20 protein-coding genes, 8 tRNA genes and 1 pseudogene are annotated in these 18,646 nt (G+C 51.6%); 24 read left to right on the top strand and 5 right to left on the bottom strand.

The annotated features are described in order from the left end of the window. Nucleotides 1-10 precede the first annotated feature (10 nt). The 15 genes and pseudogenes from EV294_RS28400 (at nt 11) to EV294_RS28330 (ending at nt 5,948) form a co-directional block, all read left to right on the top strand. Nucleotides 11-94: transfer RNA gene (locus tag EV294_RS28400), tRNA-Tyr, on the top strand. A 3-nt stretch (nt 95-97) separates the two neighbouring features. Beyond that, a tRNA-Trp gene (locus tag EV294_RS28395) sits at nt 98-171 on the top strand. A 20-nt stretch (nt 172-191) separates the two neighbouring features. Beyond that, nucleotides 192-267, top strand: a tRNA-His gene (locus EV294_RS28390). A gap of 29 nt (nt 268-296) precedes the next feature. Continuing rightward, nucleotides 297-371 (top strand) — tRNA-Gln (locus EV294_RS28385). Nucleotides 372-376: 5 nt separating this feature from the next. Continuing rightward, a tRNA-Gly gene (locus EV294_RS28380) sits at nt 377-451 on the top strand. Nucleotides 452-460: 9 nt separating this feature from the next. Then, nucleotides 461-534 (top strand) — tRNA-Cys (locus tag EV294_RS28375). A 19-nt stretch (nt 535-553) separates the two neighbouring features. Next, nucleotides 554-630: transfer RNA gene (locus tag EV294_RS28370), tRNA-Arg, on the top strand. A 12-nt stretch (nt 631-642) separates the two neighbouring features. Then, nucleotides 643-724: transfer RNA gene (locus EV294_RS28365), tRNA-Leu, on the top strand. A gap of 341 nt (nt 725-1,065) precedes the next feature. Next, nucleotides 1,066-1,555, top strand: a pseudogene (locus EV294_RS28360) (spore germination protein); the annotation flags it as partial. Between the two features lie 347 nt (nt 1,556-1,902). Then, nucleotides 1,903-2,202 carry a LiaF transmembrane domain-containing protein gene (locus EV294_RS28355; protein ID WP_132313144.1) on the top strand — a complete coding sequence of 100 codons (300 nt, stop codon included), beginning with the start codon at nt 1,903-1,905 and terminating at the stop codon, nt 2,200-2,202. Between the two features lie 24 nt (nt 2,203-2,226). Then, nucleotides 2,227-2,913, top strand: coding sequence for a PspA/IM30 family protein (locus EV294_RS28350; protein WP_132313142.1), 687 nt, complete (start codon nt 2,227-2,229; stop codon nt 2,911-2,913). Then, the gene (locus EV294_RS28345; RefSeq protein ID WP_132313140.1) at nt 2,901-3,395 is read left to right on the top strand and encodes a PspC domain-containing protein; all 495 of its coding nucleotides are present in this window, start codon (nt 2,901-2,903) and stop codon (nt 3,393-3,395) included. Before EV294_RS28350 ends, EV294_RS28345 begins: the two co-directional genes overlap by 13 nt. Before the next feature lie 2 nt (nt 3,396-3,397). Continuing rightward, on the top strand, nt 3,398-4,099 hold the full coding sequence (locus tag EV294_RS28340) for a PspA/IM30 family protein (protein ID WP_132313138.1): 702 nt from the start codon (nt 3,398-3,400) through the stop codon (nt 4,097-4,099). 133 nt (nt 4,100-4,232) lie between these two features. Next, on the top strand, nt 4,233-5,237 hold the full coding sequence (locus EV294_RS28335) for a sensor histidine kinase (protein WP_132313136.1): 1,005 nt from the start codon (nt 4,233-4,235) through the stop codon (nt 5,235-5,237). A 12-nt stretch (nt 5,238-5,249) separates the two neighbouring features. Beyond that, nucleotides 5,250-5,948 (top strand): response regulator, encoded by a 699-nt coding sequence (locus EV294_RS28330; RefSeq protein ID WP_132313134.1) that lies wholly within the window; start codon nt 5,250-5,252, stop codon nt 5,946-5,948. 106 nt (nt 5,949-6,054) lie between these two features. Here the strand turns inward: EV294_RS28330 and EV294_RS28325 are convergent, their stop codons facing one another. Both EV294_RS28325 and EV294_RS28320 read right to left on the bottom strand, forming a co-directional pair. Beyond that, nucleotides 6,055-6,723 (bottom strand): hypothetical protein, encoded by a 669-nt coding sequence (locus EV294_RS28325; RefSeq protein ID WP_132313132.1) that lies wholly within the window; start codon nt 6,721-6,723, stop codon nt 6,055-6,057. 74 nt (nt 6,724-6,797) lie between these two features. Next, the gene (locus EV294_RS28320; protein ID WP_165930836.1) at nt 6,798-7,178 is read right to left on the bottom strand and encodes a hypothetical protein; all 381 of its coding nucleotides are present in this window, start codon (nt 7,176-7,178) and stop codon (nt 6,798-6,800) included. A gap of 120 nt (nt 7,179-7,298) precedes the next feature. On the opposite strand from EV294_RS28320, the gene EV294_RS28315 reads away from it, so the two are divergent. The 4 genes from EV294_RS28315 (at nt 7,299) to EV294_RS28300 (ending at nt 12,003) form a co-directional block, all read left to right on the top strand. Then, a complete protein-coding gene (locus EV294_RS28315; RefSeq protein WP_165930835.1) occupies nt 7,299-8,042 on the top strand; it encodes a YwmB family TATA-box binding protein in 744 nt (247 codons plus the stop codon). 124 nt (nt 8,043-8,166) lie between these two features. Then, complete coding sequence (gene zwf / locus EV294_RS28310; protein ID WP_132313126.1) at nt 8,167-9,708, top strand: glucose-6-phosphate dehydrogenase; 1,542 nt, start codon at nt 8,167-8,169, stop codon at nt 9,706-9,708. A 39-nt stretch (nt 9,709-9,747) separates the two neighbouring features. Then, nucleotides 9,748-10,371: a cyclase family protein gene (locus EV294_RS28305; protein WP_132313124.1), complete on the top strand. Its 624-nt coding sequence runs from the start codon at nt 9,748-9,750 to the stop codon at nt 10,369-10,371. Between the two features lie 42 nt (nt 10,372-10,413). After that, on the top strand, nt 10,414-12,003 hold the full coding sequence (locus EV294_RS28300) for a peptide chain release factor 3 (protein ID WP_132313122.1): 1,590 nt from the start codon (nt 10,414-10,416) through the stop codon (nt 12,001-12,003). A gap of 60 nt (nt 12,004-12,063) precedes the next feature. Here EV294_RS28300 and EV294_RS28295 read toward each other — a convergent pair whose 3' ends face one another. Further along, nucleotides 12,064-12,450 (bottom strand): NINE protein, encoded by a 387-nt coding sequence (locus EV294_RS28295; protein ID WP_132313120.1) that lies wholly within the window; start codon nt 12,448-12,450, stop codon nt 12,064-12,066. A gap of 9 nt (nt 12,451-12,459) precedes the next feature. Further along, nucleotides 12,460-12,801: a TM2 domain-containing protein gene (locus tag EV294_RS28290; protein ID WP_132313118.1), complete on the bottom strand. Its 342-nt coding sequence runs from the start codon at nt 12,799-12,801 to the stop codon at nt 12,460-12,462. Nucleotides 12,802-13,018: 217 nt separating this feature from the next. Here EV294_RS28290 and EV294_RS28285 point away from each other — a divergent pair, with 217 nt between their 5' ends. The 5 genes from EV294_RS28285 (at nt 13,019) to EV294_RS28265 (ending at nt 18,371) form a co-directional block, all read left to right on the top strand. Beyond that, complete coding sequence (locus EV294_RS28285) at nt 13,019-14,023, top strand: LacI family DNA-binding transcriptional regulator (protein ID WP_279513622.1); 1,005 nt, start codon at nt 13,019-13,021, stop codon at nt 14,021-14,023. Nucleotides 14,024-14,053: 30 nt separating this feature from the next. After that, nucleotides 14,054-15,223 (top strand): Gfo/Idh/MocA family protein, encoded by a 1,170-nt coding sequence (locus tag EV294_RS28280; RefSeq protein WP_132313114.1) that lies wholly within the window; start codon nt 14,054-14,056, stop codon nt 15,221-15,223. A 31-nt stretch (nt 15,224-15,254) separates the two neighbouring features. Then, the gene (locus EV294_RS28275) at nt 15,255-15,956 is read left to right on the top strand and encodes a ThuA domain-containing protein (protein ID WP_132313112.1); all 702 of its coding nucleotides are present in this window, start codon (nt 15,255-15,257) and stop codon (nt 15,954-15,956) included. Beyond that, complete coding sequence (locus EV294_RS28270; RefSeq protein WP_132313110.1) at nt 15,943-17,043, top strand: Gfo/Idh/MocA family protein; 1,101 nt, start codon at nt 15,943-15,945, stop codon at nt 17,041-17,043. The genes EV294_RS28275 and EV294_RS28270 overlap by 14 nt, the downstream gene beginning before the upstream one ends. A gap of 128 nt (nt 17,044-17,171) precedes the next feature. Then, nucleotides 17,172-18,371, top strand: a complete 1,200-nt coding sequence (locus EV294_RS28265) for an alpha-D-ribose 1-methylphosphonate 5-triphosphate diphosphatase (protein ID WP_132313108.1) — start codon at nt 17,172-17,174, stop codon at nt 18,369-18,371. On the opposite strand, the gene sspI is transcribed toward EV294_RS28265, so the two are convergent. After that, nucleotides 18,368-18,595, bottom strand: a complete 228-nt coding sequence (gene sspI, locus EV294_RS28260; RefSeq protein ID WP_207918206.1) for a small acid-soluble spore protein SspI — start codon at nt 18,593-18,595, stop codon at nt 18,368-18,370. The two genes, EV294_RS28265 and sspI, sit on opposite strands and share 4 nt — an antisense overlap. Nucleotides 18,596-18,646 lie beyond the last annotated feature (51 nt).

The following is an 18,646-nucleotide window of genomic DNA, read 5'->3' as shown; positions in this document are numbered from 1 at the left end:
CCATTTTTACGGAGGGTTAGCGAAGTGGCCAAACGCGGGAGACTGTAAATCTCTTCCTAACGGTTCGGTGGTTCGAATCCATCACCCTCCACCATATAGGGGCATAGTTTAAAGGTAGAACAAAGGTCTCCAAAACCTTTGGTGTGGGTTCAATTCCTGCTGCCCCTGCCAAACTATTTTAAGTGAATATGGCGGTCGTGGCGAAGTGGTTAACGCATCGGATTGTGGCTCCGAGATTCGAGGGTTCGATTCCCTTCGATCGCCCCATTATTTACTTGAAGAACAGATTTACTTGTTGGGGATTAGCCAAGCGGTAAGGCAACGGACTTTGACTCCGTCACTCCAAGGTTCGAATCCTTGATCCCCAGCCATTTATGCGGAAGTGGCTCAGCGGTAGAGCATCGCCTTGCCAAGGCGAGGGTCGCGGGTTCGATTCCCGTCTTCCGCTCCATAACGAGGTGGCGCCATAGCCAAGTGGTAAGGCAGAGCTCTGCAAAAGCTTTACCCCCAGTTCGAGTCTGGGTGGCGCCTCCAAAATTATTTCAATAAATATGTGCCCTTAGCTCAGCTGGATAGAGCGTTTGACTACGAATCAAAAGGTCAGGAGTTCGAATCTCTTAGGGCACGCCATATTTACCAAATGCCGGTGTGGCGGAATGGCAGACGCGCGCGACTCAAAATCGTGAGGGAAACCGTGGAGGTTCGAGTCCTCTCACCGGCACCATATATTGAAATGATTGCGCTGATTGTACTTTGTACGGTTAGCGTTTTTTGTTCATATCAAGAATAATAAGCACCTGACGGACTAACCTCCGACGAGTGCTTTTTTTTGTTTATATTGAATGGGGATGACTATACTGATTACAGTCAAGTACGGGTGATGTGATGCAGCATGAATCAATGAGGCATTGCAACAATTATAGAAACTTTCGGAAAAAGTGCTGATATTTTTTTTAAGGAAATTCTATATGGAATTCTCTGGCCGGACGCAGAAAGTGAACTTGTTTTATTCGGATGGCCTGGTGGATACAGGAGCGGTTCGAGAGTTTATATTGCACGGTATGACTCTGTACCAATACGGCATTGAAACGCAGTAAAATCAAAAATCGAATTTGTGGGTCGGAAGTATTCAACTTGGCAAAATGACTCAAAAGGATATATTGATTATGTACATTAACGGTGTTGTAACAGACAAGATTGTCGATGAGGTGCGTAACCGATTATCCAGGATAGACATTGACGGGATTCTGGAAAGCGACTATATGGAGGAGTTGATTCAGGATTCCGCCTACAGTCCGTTTCCGACTATATACAACTCCGAACGTCCGGACGTCATCGCTGCAGAAATTCTTGAAGGCAAATTGGCGATTTTGGTGGATGGCACACCTCATGTACTAGTGGTTCCAGCCTTATATATTTCTTCCATGCATTCGGCAAGGAGTACTAGCAGCGGGCCAATATCAGCTCGCTAATAAGGATTCTCCGTTTCGTCGGCATTTTTATTGCCCTGTTATTGTTTTATATCCTCATAACGACCTTTCATCAGGAGATGCTAAACCATAAAGATTGTCGCGTATAAGGAGAAAACCTTTGGCGTAAAAGTCCGATAAGCAGCTGAGTTGGGGTGGGACTGCTTAGCATGGATGCTCTCCGTTTCAGCTTCAAGGGGAACCATTCTTCATCATGAGGCGCTGACTCTTGGATAAGGGTACGGCGCTTTTTTACGTTTCCGGTCAGGTTTCGACCCTTAAGGCGGAAGAGCGACTCGACCTAGGTCTAGCATAGAAACCGCCGTTGGTCCGTTTTAGAAAGCGCGGATTCGATCTACAATAGGAACATAAGCAAGAGAGATTCACAAGAAGAGAAAAACAAAGCAATCTTTGAGAGGCGGTGGAAGAAGCAATGGATGGTAAAAAAGCGTTAGGCTTATTGCTTGCAGTTGCAGGCGGTATCATGGTACTTAAATTCTTCGGCATCCATCTTGGTGCGTTGGTAGGTACCCTGTTCGCAATCGTATTAATCGGACTCGGGGTAGTTGCCTGGAGAAGCAACAGAAAGATAATCGGCGGAATCGTTGGCGCAATTGGTATTCTGATGCTGCTGCCGGCATTGTCGAAGCTGATTATGCTGGGTATTGCGGTCGTGCTGATCCTGTTTGGTATTTCAATGGTAAAAAGCAAAAACAATAATCGACATTTCTAATAAAAAAAGTTGGGAGGGCCATACATGAGCATTATGCGGCGAGTGCGCGACATTACAGTGGCAAATTTAAATGAAAGACTGGAGAAAGCAGAAGATCCGGTTCGCCTGATCGATCAGTTCCTCTGGTCGACACGCGAAGAGATTATTCAAGCGGAACGGCTGCACCAGCAATATCTGGGACATAGCAATCATCTGAAAGCGCAATGGCTGCAAGCAGAGCAGCAGAAGGAAAAACGCGAGCAGCAAGCGCTGACCGCTCTGAAAGCCGGCGAAGAGCAGCTTGCACGAATCGCCCTTCACGAGAAAACAACAAGCGAGGAACGATCGAATCAATACCGCCAGCTGTACGAGCAAAGCCGTCAGAATACGATGGACCTGGAAGACCAGCTTCGCGAAATGCGGAGCGAATACCAGCTCGTCTATGACAAACGCGAATACTACGCTGCAAGAATGGAGTCGCTCAGACTTCAGCAGCGCATGAATGCGCGGTATACGGAAGGCGGCCAAGCGGGCGGCATTCAGCCAGGCTCGATGTTCCGCAGACTGGAAGACCGGATCGGCGATATGGAGATGGAGGCAAAAAGCCTGCATGATCTTCGCCGGATGGGCAAAGAGTTCATCACTGAAGCCGGCAATCAGGTACAATCCGTAATCGAACGCGAGCTGCAGCAATTGAAGAAGAAGCTTGAGAAGGAAGGATGGTCGTCTTGAAAAAACTGTACCGCTCCACCCGCGACAAGAAGCTGTTTGGTCTTTGCGGCGGACTCGCGGAAATGATCAATGTCGATGCGACTCTTATCCGTATCCTGCTAATCGTAGTTACCATCTTTACGAGCGGTTTCGCAATTCCTGTCTATATCATCGCCGGACTTATCGTTCCTAAGGAGCCAACGTTTTATAACGGTCACGGCTTCGGACCTGGCGGGTTTGGAGGCGGCTACGGCGGCAGCGGTTACGGCAGCGGGTATAACGGTGGGCATGGCGGCCAAGGCGGTTTCGGTTCCTCCTTTGGCGGTCCATACAAAAACCCTCCGCAAGGACAGTGGGACAGCTTCTCGCAAGCACGTCCCGGCCAGCAAGCCTCGTCGTCGCAATTCGATAGCATGATGGATGATTTGGAGAAAAAAGCACTCCGCAAAGAAATCGAAGAATTACGCGCCAAATTGGCTAAATACGAGAAGGGAGAGATTTAACAATGGGAATCTTTAAAAGAATGAAGGATCTGACTAAGGCATCGGTGAATGAGGTATTGGATAAAATGGAAGATCCGGTAGTCATGCTGAATCAATATCTGCGTGATATGGAATCGGAAATTCATCAAGCGGAAGTAACGGTAGCGAAACAAATGGCGAACGAGCGCCGTCTGAAGCAACGTCTGGATGAAGCCGTACGCAGCATCGCCGACCGTGAGTCGAAGGCAGAAGCAGCGCTTCGCGCCGGCCAAGAAGAGTTCGCTCGCAAGCTGCTCGAGGAAAAGCTTTATTTCGACCAAAAGGTGAATGAATACAGCGATCTTCATGCGCAAGCGAAAACGCAAGCTGAAGAGTTGATGCAGCAATTGCACGGTATGAAGGATGAGTTCTACCAGCTTCGCAATAAACGCAATGAGCTCGCATCCCGCGCTCAAATCGCTAAAGCGCAAAAGCAAATGGCTCAAATTTCTTCCAACCATACGATCGACAGCGGTACCGCATCGAGAGGCTTCTACCGTATGGAAGAGAAAATCATGCAGCTTGAAGCCGAAGCGGATGTGCTTCGCACTCCTTACGCGGCGGCATACAGCGGCACAGGCAGCACTACAGGCTCCTTCAGCGCCGCAGACATGGAGAAAAAGCTGAAGGTTGACGAGCAGCTTGAAGCGTTGAAAAGCAAGCTGAACAAACCGGAAGAAGTATAATCAACTAGAAGTATGCGTAAGACAAGAAGAGCGGACCGGGTAACCGCAATTTCATTAAGCTTTAACTTAATGAAATTGTCGGTAGAACCGGTCTGCTCTTCCCTGCGTACGTATTAGAAGGAGTGGACCTAAGATGGCTGAGGGACAAGCGAATGAGCACCATCGTGCGGATAGGCCCAATAAAGAAGCTAGACGCAAAAATGTGACCGAGACCGTATTATGGCTCATTATTATCGTGAGTCTTGTCATCATTGTGCTGCAGGCGATTGGTTACGTGCGGCTGTATACGTTTCAAGGCAAGTGGGCTATCTTAGGACTCACCGTAATCGGAGCAGCAATGGCAGCAGCGGCGATCGTTGGTTTTCTTCAGAATTCCAAGCTTAAGCAGGCAGTTGAACGGCTTAGCGAACAGCAACGCCGGCGAAGCTATCGGGTAACGCTGAATTCGTCGGAGGAGGAAGGCGGTGTTCCGGTGTCCGAACAGGAGCAAAGCGACGCAATCTGGACGGAGAAGGTCAAATTCTCGGCCGTTATAGAGGAACGCCAGCGTCTTGCAAGAGAACTGCATGACGCTGTTAGTCAGCAGCTGTTCGCGATCTCGATGACGGCTACGGCGGTCAGCCGTACGATTGAGCGGGACTGGGAGCGGGCGAAGAGACAGGTACAGCTCATCGAGGAGATGGCGTCTGTAGCGCAGTCCGAAATGCGCGCGCTGCTGCTGCATTTAAGACCCGTTCATCTGGACGGGAAAAATCTCGCAGCCGCATTAACCGCGCTGGTGGACGAGCTTAAGCAGAAGGTTCCGATGGCGATTGATCTGGATGTTGACGATTCGATTACGATGAAGTCCGAAACGGAAGATCATCTGTTCCGGATCGCGCAAGAAGCTTTGTCGAATACCCTCCGGCACTCAAAAGCGGAAAGCATGGAAATTAAGCTGCATCGGAAAGGCCCCGAAGTACGTATGTTATTAAAAGATACCGGCATAGGATTCGACCTGGAAGCGAAGAAACAAACCTCTTACGGATTATTAACGATGGAAGAGCGTGTGAATGAGCTTGGCGGCTATTTACATATGATCTCGAAACCGGGAGAGGGAACAAGCATCGATATCCGGGTTCCGATTGACGGCGAATAGAGATGCAGGACCATGTACAAGTTGAAGGAAGCGGTGAATAAGGTGGAACCGATCGAGCAACTGAATGAACGGATAAAGGTTTTGTTAGTGGATGATCATGAGATGGTGCGTATCGGACTCGCTGCGGTACTCGATACCGAAGAGGGGATCGAGGTCGTAGGGGAAGCAAGCAACGGCTATGACGGAATCAGGCTGGCTCAGGCCTACAAGCCTGACATCGTGCTTATGGATCTTGTTATGGATGGCATGGATGGCGTGGAAACAACGCAAAAGCTGCTTGAGCTGTACCCGGAATGCAAGGTTATCGTATTAACCAGCTTTATTGACGATAGCAAGCTGTATCCGGTAATTGAAGCAGGGGCGTTCAGCTATCTTCTCAAGACGGCTAGGGCAACGGAAATTGCGGATGCGATCCGGGCAGCGGCACGCGGACAATCGGTACTGGAGTCGCAGGTTGCCGCCAAGATGATGAACCGGCTCCGCAAACCAAAGCAGCCGGTACAGGCCGCGCTTCATGATGATTTGACGGAACGGGAGATGGACGTGCTGAAGCGGGTAGCGCAAGGCATGTCCAACCAGGAAATAGCGGACGAGCTGTTTATCGGCGTAAAGACCGTGAAATTCCATATTACGAACATCTTTAACAAGCTTGACGTTGAGGACCGTACGCAAGCGGCGATCTATGCGCATAAGCAAGGGATTGCGGATTAATAAGCATGTTTTCATCAGAAAGGGGCTAGCCTGAAGCTAAACTTTAGGAGGGCCCCTTTTTTTCGTATGGCGTCTGGAGGGAAAGACCAGTTTTTGCTAAAATAAGTTAAAGGCGGCGGTTAAGAAGCATTCCGCTTGCAGGAAACGGCCAATAGGTTGCCATGGAATTGTAGTAACAGCTATAAGGCTGCAGTAGCGGAATATCCTTGCGCAGCAAATCCAATACTCTCCCAGAAAGAGGCTCTTCCAGCGCTTTATGAAGACAGGTGAGCCAGCCTTTTGGACCTATGAGCAGCTGAACGGAGGATTCGTTCTTGCAGGAAGCAGGGAGTTGGAGCTGCCAGGTGCCGTTCTCATGCAAAAGCCCAAATTCAGCCGCAGCGGAATGGGACATTGCTTGTTCAATAGAGAACCTAAGCTGCGGACTCAGGAAGGCTTCAGCCTCTTTAAAGTAAGCAAGCAGTCCGTTTACGGTCGAAGCTACTGTCTGCAGCTCTTCATCAATGACAGGCAAAGCAGGGTTTTGTTTGATTTTACGGGCGGAGAGCCTGATCCTGAGCTGGGCTTGTCTGCTGAGCCGAAGCCATCCTGCCGCCGTTTCGGCAGCATGACGGTATGGGGCGCCCCAATCAAAGCTGTCAAATAGAGCAGATCCGGGAGGCAGCCTTGTCGGCTCTTCTTCACGGAACGAACTTTTGCCGTAAGGCCGAACCGCAGCAGCGGGATGCAGCCGATCGGTTCGTCTGGCAGGCGATATAGAGATCGTCATTGGCATTTAAGCGGCCTCCTTTGCGGTTGGTAAGATCAGCTTACGATGTTCTCGCGGCAAAGGCTGGCGAATGGTGTCTGTCAGAACAAAAGAAATAAAAAGGCAATCAGCGCAAAGTCCAGCGTAATCAAATCGCGGAACGGATAATACGGGCGAGGTTCGTAGTAGTAAGGGTCAAACGGATAGGATTGCGTTTGTACGGGCTGCTCCGGTTTGCTTGACTTGGCTTGCTGCTGCAATTTGGATTTCGAGCTTTTTTTGCCCTTTTTCAAAGATTTAACCGGAACAGCCTCCGGCTCATCGGCAGCGGAAACGTTGGGATCTCCGTTAAGCGTAAGCTTTCCGCCAGCGCATCTGCTCAGCATGCCGATATGCCTCGATCCATCCTTCATAATGATATACACCGGCATCCCGCAAAACCGCGATACGTTATCTTCCTCAAGAGGATAAATCTGTTCCATTTCAGGCTCCTCCTTATGTTTACTTGCAATAGGCTTTGCAACCAGTGTATTCACCCAGAGGCGAATAGGTATGGTCAAACACCTAGCGGTAATAGATGGTCAAGGGAGGTTAATATCATCGTGGCGAATCGATTTGTTCAAAAGACAGCCGAGCAGTCCAATCGGCAGAAAGCACGTCGGGCGGTTATTTTGGCGGCAGCGGTGCTGGTTACCGGCATGGTCTGGGCGATCTTCAACAGGGATCAGCTCCGGTCCGATGAAAATCCGGGTATCGTAACCCATGATCTCGCTATGCTATGGCAGTGGACGGACAAGCTATACAGCAAAGGCGCAGCGGATTCCGATTGGACCATAAGATGGGATATCGAAGGGGAAGCAGCGGGCCTAGAGCAGGCGGAACAACAGCTTCAGGCGGATGAAAAGGGTCGGGAGCAGGGAACACTGTCCATATTCCCGTTAACGTCGGACCGTCAGGCAATGCTTGTATTTACGACCAATCAAAAGGCGGACAAGGAGCAGCTGCTTGCTGTTGTGAAACGCACGGAAGACGTACTGAAGAAGGCGGGCATTTCCTATTCCGGAGGTATGACGGTTCGGGGATTGACGGAATATAATAACGCAGCGGAGCGTCTGGCCCAGGCCTCGGGGGGCAAACGGGTTGACCGGTACAAGGACGAGAGCGGAACGGTCAGCGAGGCTTACTATTCGGAAAAGCTGTTCTCTTCCGTAGAAGCGGGAGCGGGGAAGAAGGCGAATCTGCAAATTGCCGAGCATCGGGAAACGGAGTCCGGGGCGCTGTCCCTGATCGTCGGAACCCCGTTAATAACGGGAGATTACACGGTTTCGGAAGCAGGAAACGATTAGAAGAAATATGATGGCCAATTAGTTTTTTTTATGATTGGATGAATAGCAGTTTAAGGATTAATATGCTAAACTACATAAATAAAAATAAAAAAATATATGGAAAGAATGAGGGAACTGAACTGTTATGAACCTTGAAACAAATGCGCAAGGCGCTATTTATTATATCTTCGGGGCGACAGGCGATTTGGCGAAGCGCAAGCTGTTTCCCGCCTTGTTCAGCTTATATAAAGAAGGAAAGCTGTCTGAAAATTTCGCCGTTGTAGGCCTCGCACGCAGAGAGCGTACAAACGAACAGTTCCGCGCCGACCTGTACGAGTCGATCGTGGAATTTTGCCGTTACAAAGCAGATGACGTAGAGCTCTGGAACCGCTTCGCGGAGCACTTCGAATATATGCCGCTTGACATTAACAATGTGGAAGCATTCCGCGGCCTGGCTACACTGTCCGATCAATTGGATGCCAAATTCGATATTCCGGGCAACCGTCTGTTCTATCTGGCGCTTGCACCGTCGCTGTTCGGACCTGTATCCTTCAGCCTACGCGATGGCGGACTGCTTGAATCCAAGGGCTGGCACCGCGTCGTAATCGAGAAGCCGTTCGGCTATGATCTGGAATCGGCGCAAAAGCTGAATGACCAAATCACGCAAGTATTCAAGGAAGAAGAAATCTATCGCATTGACCACTACCTCGGCAAAGAGATGGTGCAAAATATTCAAGTCATCCGTTTCGCGAATGCGTTTTTTGAGCCGCTGTGGAACAATAACCATATCGCAAACGTGCAAATTACGCTCTCCGAAACGGTTGGCGTGGAAGAACGAGGCGGTTACTACGATAAATCCGGCGCCCTGCGCGACATGGGTCAGAACCATATGCTTCAAATGCTGACAATGATCGCAATGGAGCCGCCTAGCCGTCTGCACGGCGAAGATATCCGCGACGAGAAGGTTAAGGTGCTTCGTTCCCTTCGTCCGTACAAATCGAGCGACGAAGTGCGCAATCTGGTTGTACGCGGCCAATACAGCGAAGGCTCCCTCAACGGGAAGGAGCTTCCCGGCTACCGCCAAGAGGACTCGGTTGGCGAGAACTCCAACACGGAAACGTATTTTGCGGCCAAGCTGGCGGTTGACAACTTCCGCTGGGCGGGAGTACCGTTCTACATCCGCACAGGCAAACGTCTTCCGGTGAAAACGACGGAAGTGGTTATCGAATTCAAATCGATGCCGCAAAACGTCCTGTTCGCGCAGCGCCACGACCTGCAGCCTAACCTGCTCGTTATCCGCGTTAACCCGATGGAAGGCATCTACATTAAAGTAAATGCGAAGACTCCGGGCGAAGACAATTCCGTACAGCCAGTTAATATGGAATTCTGCCAAAGCTGCCAGATCGGCATCAATACGCCGGAAGCTTACGAGCGCTTGATCCATGACGCGGTTCGCGGCGATTCGACGTATTTCACCCGTTGGGATGAAGTAGCTCAAGCATGGGAATTCGTTGATCGCATTGCGGCCGCATGGCGCGAAGATTCTTCGGACCTCCAGCATTATCCCGCAGGCTCGTGGGGCCCTGAGAAAGCCGACAAGCTGCTGGCGGAAGACGGCTTCAAATGGTGGCCGGTTAACGGGCAAGCGGAAGACAATGTGATTTGGGTGTCGAATAGCGGCAAGTAATTTATTCCTAGCGCACCGCTGACGGAGGGATATGCCTTTATGTTTAAGGTTTACGATATTTCGATGACAATCGAAAAGGGCATGCCGGTATGGGGCAACCATGACGGCAAGCAGCCGGAAATCAACTCTCAGCCTACCTCTCCAGACGGCGTTAACGAATCGCGCATCGATATGGATGTCCATTGCGGCACCCATGTCGATGCGCCTCTGCATATGCTGGAGGATGGCGCAACAATCGAGACGCTTGGTCTCGAGGAGCTCGTCGGCAACGCCCGGGTTCTGGACTTCACGGATGTGAACGACAGCATCACAAGAGAAGACCTGGAGAAGCACGGCTTGCAAAAGGGCGAGTTCATCCTCGTAAAAACGAAGAACTCATTTACGGATTCCTTTGAATCCGATTTTGTATTCTTGCGGGACGATGGCGCCCGCTATCTCGTTGAGGTAGGGATTCGCGGGATTGGAACGGACGGACTCGGAATTGAACGCTCCCAGGCGGAGTATCCAACGCACCGGACGCTGTTCCGCAACAATGTCATTATTGTAGAAGGGCTTCGCCTGAAGGAAGTGCCTCCCGGCTCTTATTTCATGGTGATTGCGCCTTTGAAATTGACCGGTATCGAAGCTGCGCCGGCACGCGCGCTTCTGATCGGGAATGGATAAAGGAGCGTTGCTTCGCGGCAACGCCATGAAGGGAAGGCAAGCATGAGCCAAACGTTAAGTAATGAAATCACACAGGAAGTAGATAAGCGCCGTACCTTTGCGATTATCTCTCACCCTGACGCCGGCAAAACCACGTTAACGGAGAAGCTCCTCTTATTCGGGGGAGCTATTCGTCTTGCAGGGTCGGTAAAAGCCCGCAAAGCAAGCCGCCATGCTACATCCGACTGGATGGAGATCGAGAAGCAGCGCGGTATCTCCGTTACGTCCAGCGTGATGCAGTTCGATTATTTAGGTCACCGGGTTAACATTCTGGATACGCCTGGTCACCAGGATTTCTCGGAGGACACGTACCGTACGCTGACGGCGGCGGACAGCGCGGTCATGCTGATCGACGTTGCGAAAGGCGTCGAGGCGCAGACGATCAAGCTGTTCCAGGTGTGCCGCAAACGCGGCATTCCGATCTTTACCTTCATTAACAAGCTTGACCGTGAAGGTCAAAGCCCGTTCGAGCTGATGGAAGAGCTGGAGCGGGTCCTTGGCATCCGTTCGGTGCCTATGAACTGGCCAATCGGCATGGGCCGGGAGCTGTGCGGCGTATACGACCGGATGAAAAATCAGGTTGAGCTGTTCCAGGGCAATGACCATAGCACGATCGAGGTTCGCAAAGTCGAAGACTATAATGATCCGGTTATTCGCGAAATGGCTGGCGACTACCTGCATGATCAGCTTATCCAGGATCTGGAGCTGCTTGATGTAGCGGGCGACCCATTCGATTTCGATAAGGTTCGGGCCGGCGAATTGACGCCGATCTTCTTCGGAAGCGCCGTGAACAACTTCGGCGTTCAAACCTTCCTGGAGAACTTCCTGGAGCTTGCGCCAAAGCCGGCTCCCCGGATGAGCACAAGCGGTTCGGTCGACCCGACAAACGAGAAATTTTCCGGTTATGTCTTCAAGATTCAAGCCAACATGAACCCGGCGCACCGCGACCGTATCGCCTTCCTTCGGATTTGCTCCGGACGTTTCGAACGCGGCATGAGCGTCCGCCATGTCCGTGCGGGCAAGGACATTAAGCTGTCCCAGCCGCAGCAGTTCCTGGCGCAGGACCGCGATATTGTCGAGACGGCTTATCCAGGCGATATTATCGGTTTGTTCGACCCGGGCATTTTCCGGATTGGCGATTCCTTGTCGCAAGGCTCCGAGGTTGTATTCGACGAGCTTCCCACGTTCTCTCCGGAGATCTTTGCCAAGGTTACCGTCAAGAACGCCTTGAAGCATAAGCAGTATCAGAAGGGGATCGATCAGCTGACCGAGGAGGGTACCATTCAGGTGTTCTACTCTGCAAGCGGCTTTGCTGACGAAACGATTCTTGGCGTAGTCGGCCACCTGCAGTTCGAGGTGTTCGAGTACCGGATGAAGGGCGAGTACGGCGTTGATATTCAGCTGCACCGGATGCCATTCCAATTCGCGCGCTGGATCATTGACGATAAGATCGATCCTTCGAAGTTCCGGATCAACTCTACCCTTGTGAAGGACAAGAAAGGCAATTACGTTGTTCTCTTCGAGAATGAATACGCGATGCGTACGGCGATGGATAAGAATCCAACGATGAAATTCCTGGAGACTGCCCCATAAACGGAAACACGCTCATAGAAAATCCCCTGATCGGTTGAGATCAGGGGATTTTTTGCATAGTTATTGTCGGTAGCGGATAATTTGCTCAATCAAATCACGTTCGACTTCCTTGTTGTACGCTTTGACCATGCGGGAGATCAAGAAGAGATCCACGATAACCCAGATGAACAAGGCAGCAGCGGGAAGAGCGAATAGGATGGTGCTGATAATTAGCAAGGCCTTTTGTTCAGCTGCGGAAGCAATACTGAGTAATATATAGGCTGGAGTTGCGATGAGAAAGAGAACCAGCTGGAAAATGGCTGTTTTCTTGCGCTTCAGATAAAAGCGGTGTACGCCGAGGTGACCGCCTAGAAGCATCAGATAAGCGATAGCCGCTGATTTCTCGCTACTGCGCATCTCGGAGTTGAATACCATCAGCTCATTAAGCGTAAGGTCTTGTCGGTTCATGACAACCTCCTAGAACGAGCCACCGTGGAAATGCTTGTGAGCCATAATTTCATCAATAAGCTGACCCTCGACAGCGCGGTTGCGGTCTCTCACCCATTGGTGCAGGAGGAAGGCATCCACGATCCACCAGATAGAAGTCACAATCAGACCGATAACGGAAATGCTTAGAATAAGCTGTGCAATCGCGGAGCCCGTACGCCCGAGATAGAAGCGGTGACCGCCAAACATGCCGAGGAAATACCAGAGCACGTAAGCGATGACCATATTTTTGCCCCGATCCTTCACTTCCTGCTCCAGCAGAAGTAACTCCCTGGCGTCTAGTTGGCTTTTTTGCGCGATGTTAAATGACATGTACTGCTCCCCTTTATCTAAATTGTAGTCCACCAGCTAAAGTATAGGGGTTATGTAAAAATCATACAACCCAAATTTTCGTAAAAATAGTGGAAATCTTTATTGGATTACCCGGTTGACGGAACAGCGCTTTCATGACATAATGTACGCGTGTACATTACAGAGAAACAGCAGCAAATGACTTAAGCAATAAGTGCAATAACAGGAGGCGCCGACTATCAGCAGGAAAGAAGTAGCGAAGCTGGCCGGTGTATCGGAGGCAACGGTATCCCGGGTACTTAACAATGTAGGGCCTATTAAGGAAGAAACACGAATCCGCGTGCTGGAGGCGGCCAAAGAGCTGGGTTACGTGCCTAATGCGCTTGCCCAGCGTTTTGCCAGAAGGAAAAGCGGGAATGTTGGCGTCATTCTTCCGTTTGTGCCGAAGGTTCATCTGTTCTCGACCTATTACTTCGCGGAAATATTAAGCGGGATCGGCGAGGCGGCGAAAGCCTGCAACTATGATCTGCTGCTGATCTTCCGGGAGCCGGATAGTCCGCGCGATTATGCAAAGCTGTTCCGGACGCAGAAGGTGGATGCCTGTATCGTGCTGGGTGCTCAAAATGTGGCCGAGGAACGTGCCGCGTTAGCCGAGCTTCAGGAGGAAGGATATCCGTTCTGCCTCGTAAACCAACGGTTTGACGAGGAAGGATACCTGACCGTAGATGCGGACCATGAATCGGGAAGCTATACGGCTGTTCAGCATCTGATTGCAAACGGATTCAAGCGGATAGCCTTCCTGAACGGGCCGGACGCTTTCTCGAGCAGCGGGGACAGGCTTGCCGGCTATAAGCGCGCACTGGAGGAAGCGGAAGTTCCGTTCGCGGCCGAGCGGATCTTCACCGGTAATTACAGCAGGAAGAGCGGGTATGAAGCGGCCTCACGGTTAGCCGAGGGAATCAAGGGCAAGCAGATCGACGCTGTCTTTGCGGCTAACGACCGGATGGCGATTGGCTTGATGGACGGCCTCCGGGAGCATGGCATTGAAGCAGGCAAGGATATCGCTCTGATCGGTTACGATGATTCGGACAGCTCCAGAATTGTAACGCCCAAGCTGTCGACGGTATCGGTTCCCTTTTACGAGATGGGACGGCGAGCGGCCATGAAGCTGCTGGCACAGGAAGCCGAACAGCCGGGGAATACGATTCTTCCCGTTCAACTGATTAAGCGAGAAACAACCTAAAATACGTATTCGAGAGGCGGTAGTTTAAGAATGAGCAAACTTCGTGTCGGCATGGTTGGCTATAAATTTATGGGCAAGGCGCACAGCAACGCGTACCGCGCGCTGCCGATGTTTTTCCCGGAAACCGCGGCATTGCCTGAAATGACGGCGATCTGCGGCCGCGATCCGGTCGGTCTGGAGAAAGCGCGGACGCAATTCGGCTGGCAGAGCAGCGAGACGGATTGGCGCAAGCTGGTCGCACGCCAGGATATTGATCTGATCGACATTAACGCGCCAAGCGATGCTCATAAGGAGATTACGATTGCGGCCGCCGAAGCGGGCAAGCATCTGTTCTGCGAGAAGCCGCTGGCATTGACGCTGGAGGATGCTAACGAAATGCTGGCTGCTGCCGAAAAAGCCGGCGTTAAGCATATGGTTGGCTTTAACTACCGCTTTGCTCCGGCTGTCCAATTGGCTAAGAAGCTGGTCTCGGAAGGCCGTATCGGCAAAATCCATCATTTCCGCGCCGTTTTCCTGCAGGATTGGATACTTGATCCGGAGTTCCCGCTCGTATGGCGCCTGAAGAAGGAAATCGCCGGCTCGGGCTCGCATGGCGATCTTGGCGCTCACTTGATCGATATGGCCCGTTTCCTCGTTGGCGAGTTCAAGGAAGTCATCGGAATGGAAGAGACGTTCGTCAAGGAACGTCCGGTTTCCGAATCGATGACGGGACTTAGCGCGACGAAGAGCGGTGCGGATGCGCCGCGCGGAGAGGTAACGGTTGACGACGCGACGCTGTTCCTGACAAGGTTCGAGAACGGAGCGCTTGGCAGCTTCGAGGCCACCCGCTTTGCGGCAGGCCACCGTTGCACGAACGCATTCGAGATTAACGGCAGCAAAGGCAGCATCAAGTTCGACTTCGAGCGGATGAACGAGCTTGAGGTGTACTTCACGGAGGATGCCTACGATGTGCAAGGCTTCCGCCGCGTACTGGCAACCGATGCCTCCCATGCTTACATGGATGCCTGGTGGCCGGCCGGTCACACGATCGGGTACGAGCATACGTTCACCCATGAGATTCATGAGCTGATGACGGCGATCGCCGAAGACCGCCAGCCGGTTCCGAACTTCCATGACGGCGTGAGATGCCAAGAGGTGCTTGTTGCGGTAGAGCGTTCGATTGCGGAACGGCGCTGGGTTGCACTGAAAGAGTTTCAATAAATTCTGCGGACAGAGGAGACAAGCGAAGACGATGAGAAAAGCACTGATCGTATGGGGCGGCTGGGACGGTCATCAGCCGAAGGAAGTTGCGGGGATTTTTCAAGACGTGCTGGTGAAGGAAGGCTACGAGGTTGAGGTATCGGATACGCTTGACGCGTTTGCGGACGGGGAAAAGCTGAAGGGCCTCGATCTGATCGTTCCGATCTGGACGATGGACAAGATTAAGCCGGAGTATGTGCAAAACGTATCGGAAGCCGTTCAAAGCGGCGTTGGGCTTGCCGGCTGCCACGGCGGCATGTGCGATGCTTTCCGGGAAAACGTGGACTGGCAGTTCATGACCGGCGGCCAATGGGTCGCGCATCCGGGCAATGACGGCACGGATTATGTCGTAAACATCAAGCATAGCTCCAGCCCTCTGACGGAAGGCATCGAGGACTTTGAAGTCAGCACCGAGCAGTATTACATGCATGTCGATCCGGCCGTTGAAGTGCTTGCCACAACCCGGTTCCCTGTTGTCGAAGGACCTCATTCCCTGAACAAGGCGGTTGATATGCCGGTTGCCTGGACGAAACGTTGGGGAGTTGGACGCGTCTATTACAACTCGCTTGGCCATCAAGCGAACATTATCGATATTCCCGTTGTCAAGGAGATGATGCGCCGGGGCTTCAACTGGTGCGCGGAAGGCAAAACGGCAGCGGTAAACGGAGGGACTCACGCTCATGCAAAAGCTTAAGGTCGGCGTTATCGGAACAGGCAATATCAGCAGCGCGTATTTGAACAACGGCAATAAATTCGATTCGATGGAAATTGTCGCTTGCGCGGATCTGGATGTAGAACGCGCGAAGGCAAAGGCTGAGGAATTCGGCATCCGCGGCTGCTCGGTGGAAGAGCTGCTCGCCGATCCGGAGATCGGAATGGTCATTAACCTTACGATTCCGCAGGCGCATGCGGCGGTATGCCTGCAGGCACTCGAAGCCGGCAAGCATGTGTACGTAGAGAAGCCATTTGCGGTGACCCGCGAAGAAGCGCAGGCCGTGCTTGAGCTTGCGGCACGCAAAGGGCTGCTTGTAGGCAGCGCGCCGGATACGTTCCTAGGCGGCGGTATCCAGACCAGCATTAAGCTGATCGAAGACGGCTGGATCGGTACGCCTATCGGCGCAACGGCCTTTATGATGTCGGGCGGACATGAGATGTGGCATCCGGCTCCGGAGTTTTATTATCAGAAGGGCGGCGGCCCGATGTTTGATATGGGGCCATACTATCTGACCGCTATGGTAGCTATGCTTGGACCTATCAGCCGCGTAACCGGCATGGCCCGCGCTTCGTTCCCGGAACGGACGATTACCAGCCAGCCGAAGTTTGGTCAAAAAATTCAGGTTGAGGTTCCGACCCATGTCGCTGGCATTATCGAGTTTGCATCCGGTCCGATTGGAACGATTCTGCAAACCTTTGACGTGAGAGGCGGATCCACTTTGCCTCGCATTGAAGTATACGGCTCCGCAGGTACTTTGCTTGTGCCGGATCCGAATACGTTTGGCGGTCCAATCAAGTTCAAACGCGCGGGCTCTCATGAGTGGTCGGAAATTCCGCTCGTGTATCCGAACACGGATAACGTACGCGGTCTAGGTGCTGCCGATCTTGCGAAAGCGGCGCTTACCGGACGCAAAGCGCGTCCAAGCGGCGAGCTTGCTTATCACGTGCTAGAAGCGATGCACGGCTTCTTCGATGCGGCAGAGCAAGGCGTACATTACACGATGAAGAGCAGCTGCGAGAAGCCGGCTCCGTTTACGCTTGGTCTTCAACCGAACAGCTTGGACTAATCTCTTATACTCTCTGAAACAAGTCGGCGGCTAAACCCGCCGGCTTTTTTTTTTCGCCGGGACCCTCTTATGAAGAAAGTTAAATTATGGTATCTTTTGGGGAGAAGCATGAAAGGGGTTATGGCCTGATGACTGCTCAAACGAAAAACCGTCTTCTTATCCGGAACGGGGTTGTTGTGCTTGAAGACCGGCTCGTTTCGAAAGCGATCGCCGTGAAGGGCGGAATCATCGACGCGCTTCTGTCGGATGACGAAGCTATTCGGCAATATGAGCATAGCTGCGGCGATGAAGCTCTGCATCAGATTGATGCAGCAGGGCGATATGTTCTCCCCGGCATGATCGATATCCATAACGATGCGATCGAGAAGGAAGTGCAGCCAAGACCTAATACCTTATTTCCCCTCGCCATGGCGTTCCTGGAATTTGAACGCAAAATGCCGCTTCACGGCATTACTACGATGTATCATTCTTTGTCGCTTGGCGTTGGCTTAAGCCTGCGGGGGGATCATCTGTTAACCGGAATGGTTGAATGTATTGATCAGTACCGCAAAGAGCGCTCGGTTATCCGCAATAGGATTCATTTGCGTTACGAGGTTTCTTATTTGGCAGGCTATTCCATCGTGGAGCAATATATCAACGAGGGGAAAATCGATTATTTATCCTTCATGGATCATTCCCCGGGTCAGGGACAATATCGGGCACCGGGTTCTTTTGAACGATATGTGATGAAAAATCAAGGCGTAGGCATAGAAGAAGTACAGGTTATCGTGGAAGAGCTGCTCATGCGCCGAAACCAGATTGATTGGGAGAATCTCCGCGAGCTTAGCCGTTTGGCTGAACGGCAGAGCATTCGATTGGCCTCTCATGATGATGATTCGGTTGAACAGGTAGAGCGTTCGAGGGCCTTTGGCGTTTCGGTAACGGAATTTCCGATTAATATGGAAACGGCCCGCTATGCCGCAAATTCAGGCCTATTCGTATGCGTGGGAGCACCTAATCTCGTCAGGGGAGGATCCCATGATCATAACCTGCGCGCATTGGATGTCATTAAGGAAGGTAAGGCCGCTATTATTTGCTCGGATTATCATCCGTCCTCTTTATTAAAGGCTATCTTTATGCTTGCAGAGCAGGGAGTGTTGGATTTGCCGGCGGCTGTACGATTGGGGACGCTCTACCCGGCGCAGGCGCTTGGCATTGCCGATCATTACGGAACGATTGCGCCGGGTAAAGCAGCAGATTTAATACTCGTTGATCAATACCAGGGTCATCCTTGGGTTACGCATACCCTTGTAGGCGGTAAAACGGTCTATACAGCGGATGTGCTTTAGGTCGCAGCCGGCTTCAGTTGCTGAAGCTTAGAATGCAAGGCATCAACAAGCCTTGACTGCTCCTCGGCGGATATCTCATTCCAGATCAGCTCGAACAATACACCAAGTCCGGGGAGCGTTTTTTCCTCATTGCCGATGGAGTCCTCAATAACGTCCTTTATTTCTTCTTTTGTGTTGTTTCCGACGTTGTTGATTATGGCTTGACGCAAATCCAGATTAATCAATCGGATTCCCTCCAAGTCTTCTTTAAATTGTACTTCTTTACTGTTTCCGAA

The organism is Paenibacillus sp. BK033 (genome assembly GCF_004345425.1).
GTDB lineage: Bacteria > Bacillota > Bacilli > Paenibacillales > Paenibacillaceae > Pristimantibacillus.
This window is presented reverse-complemented; position numbering and strand designations above follow the sequence as displayed.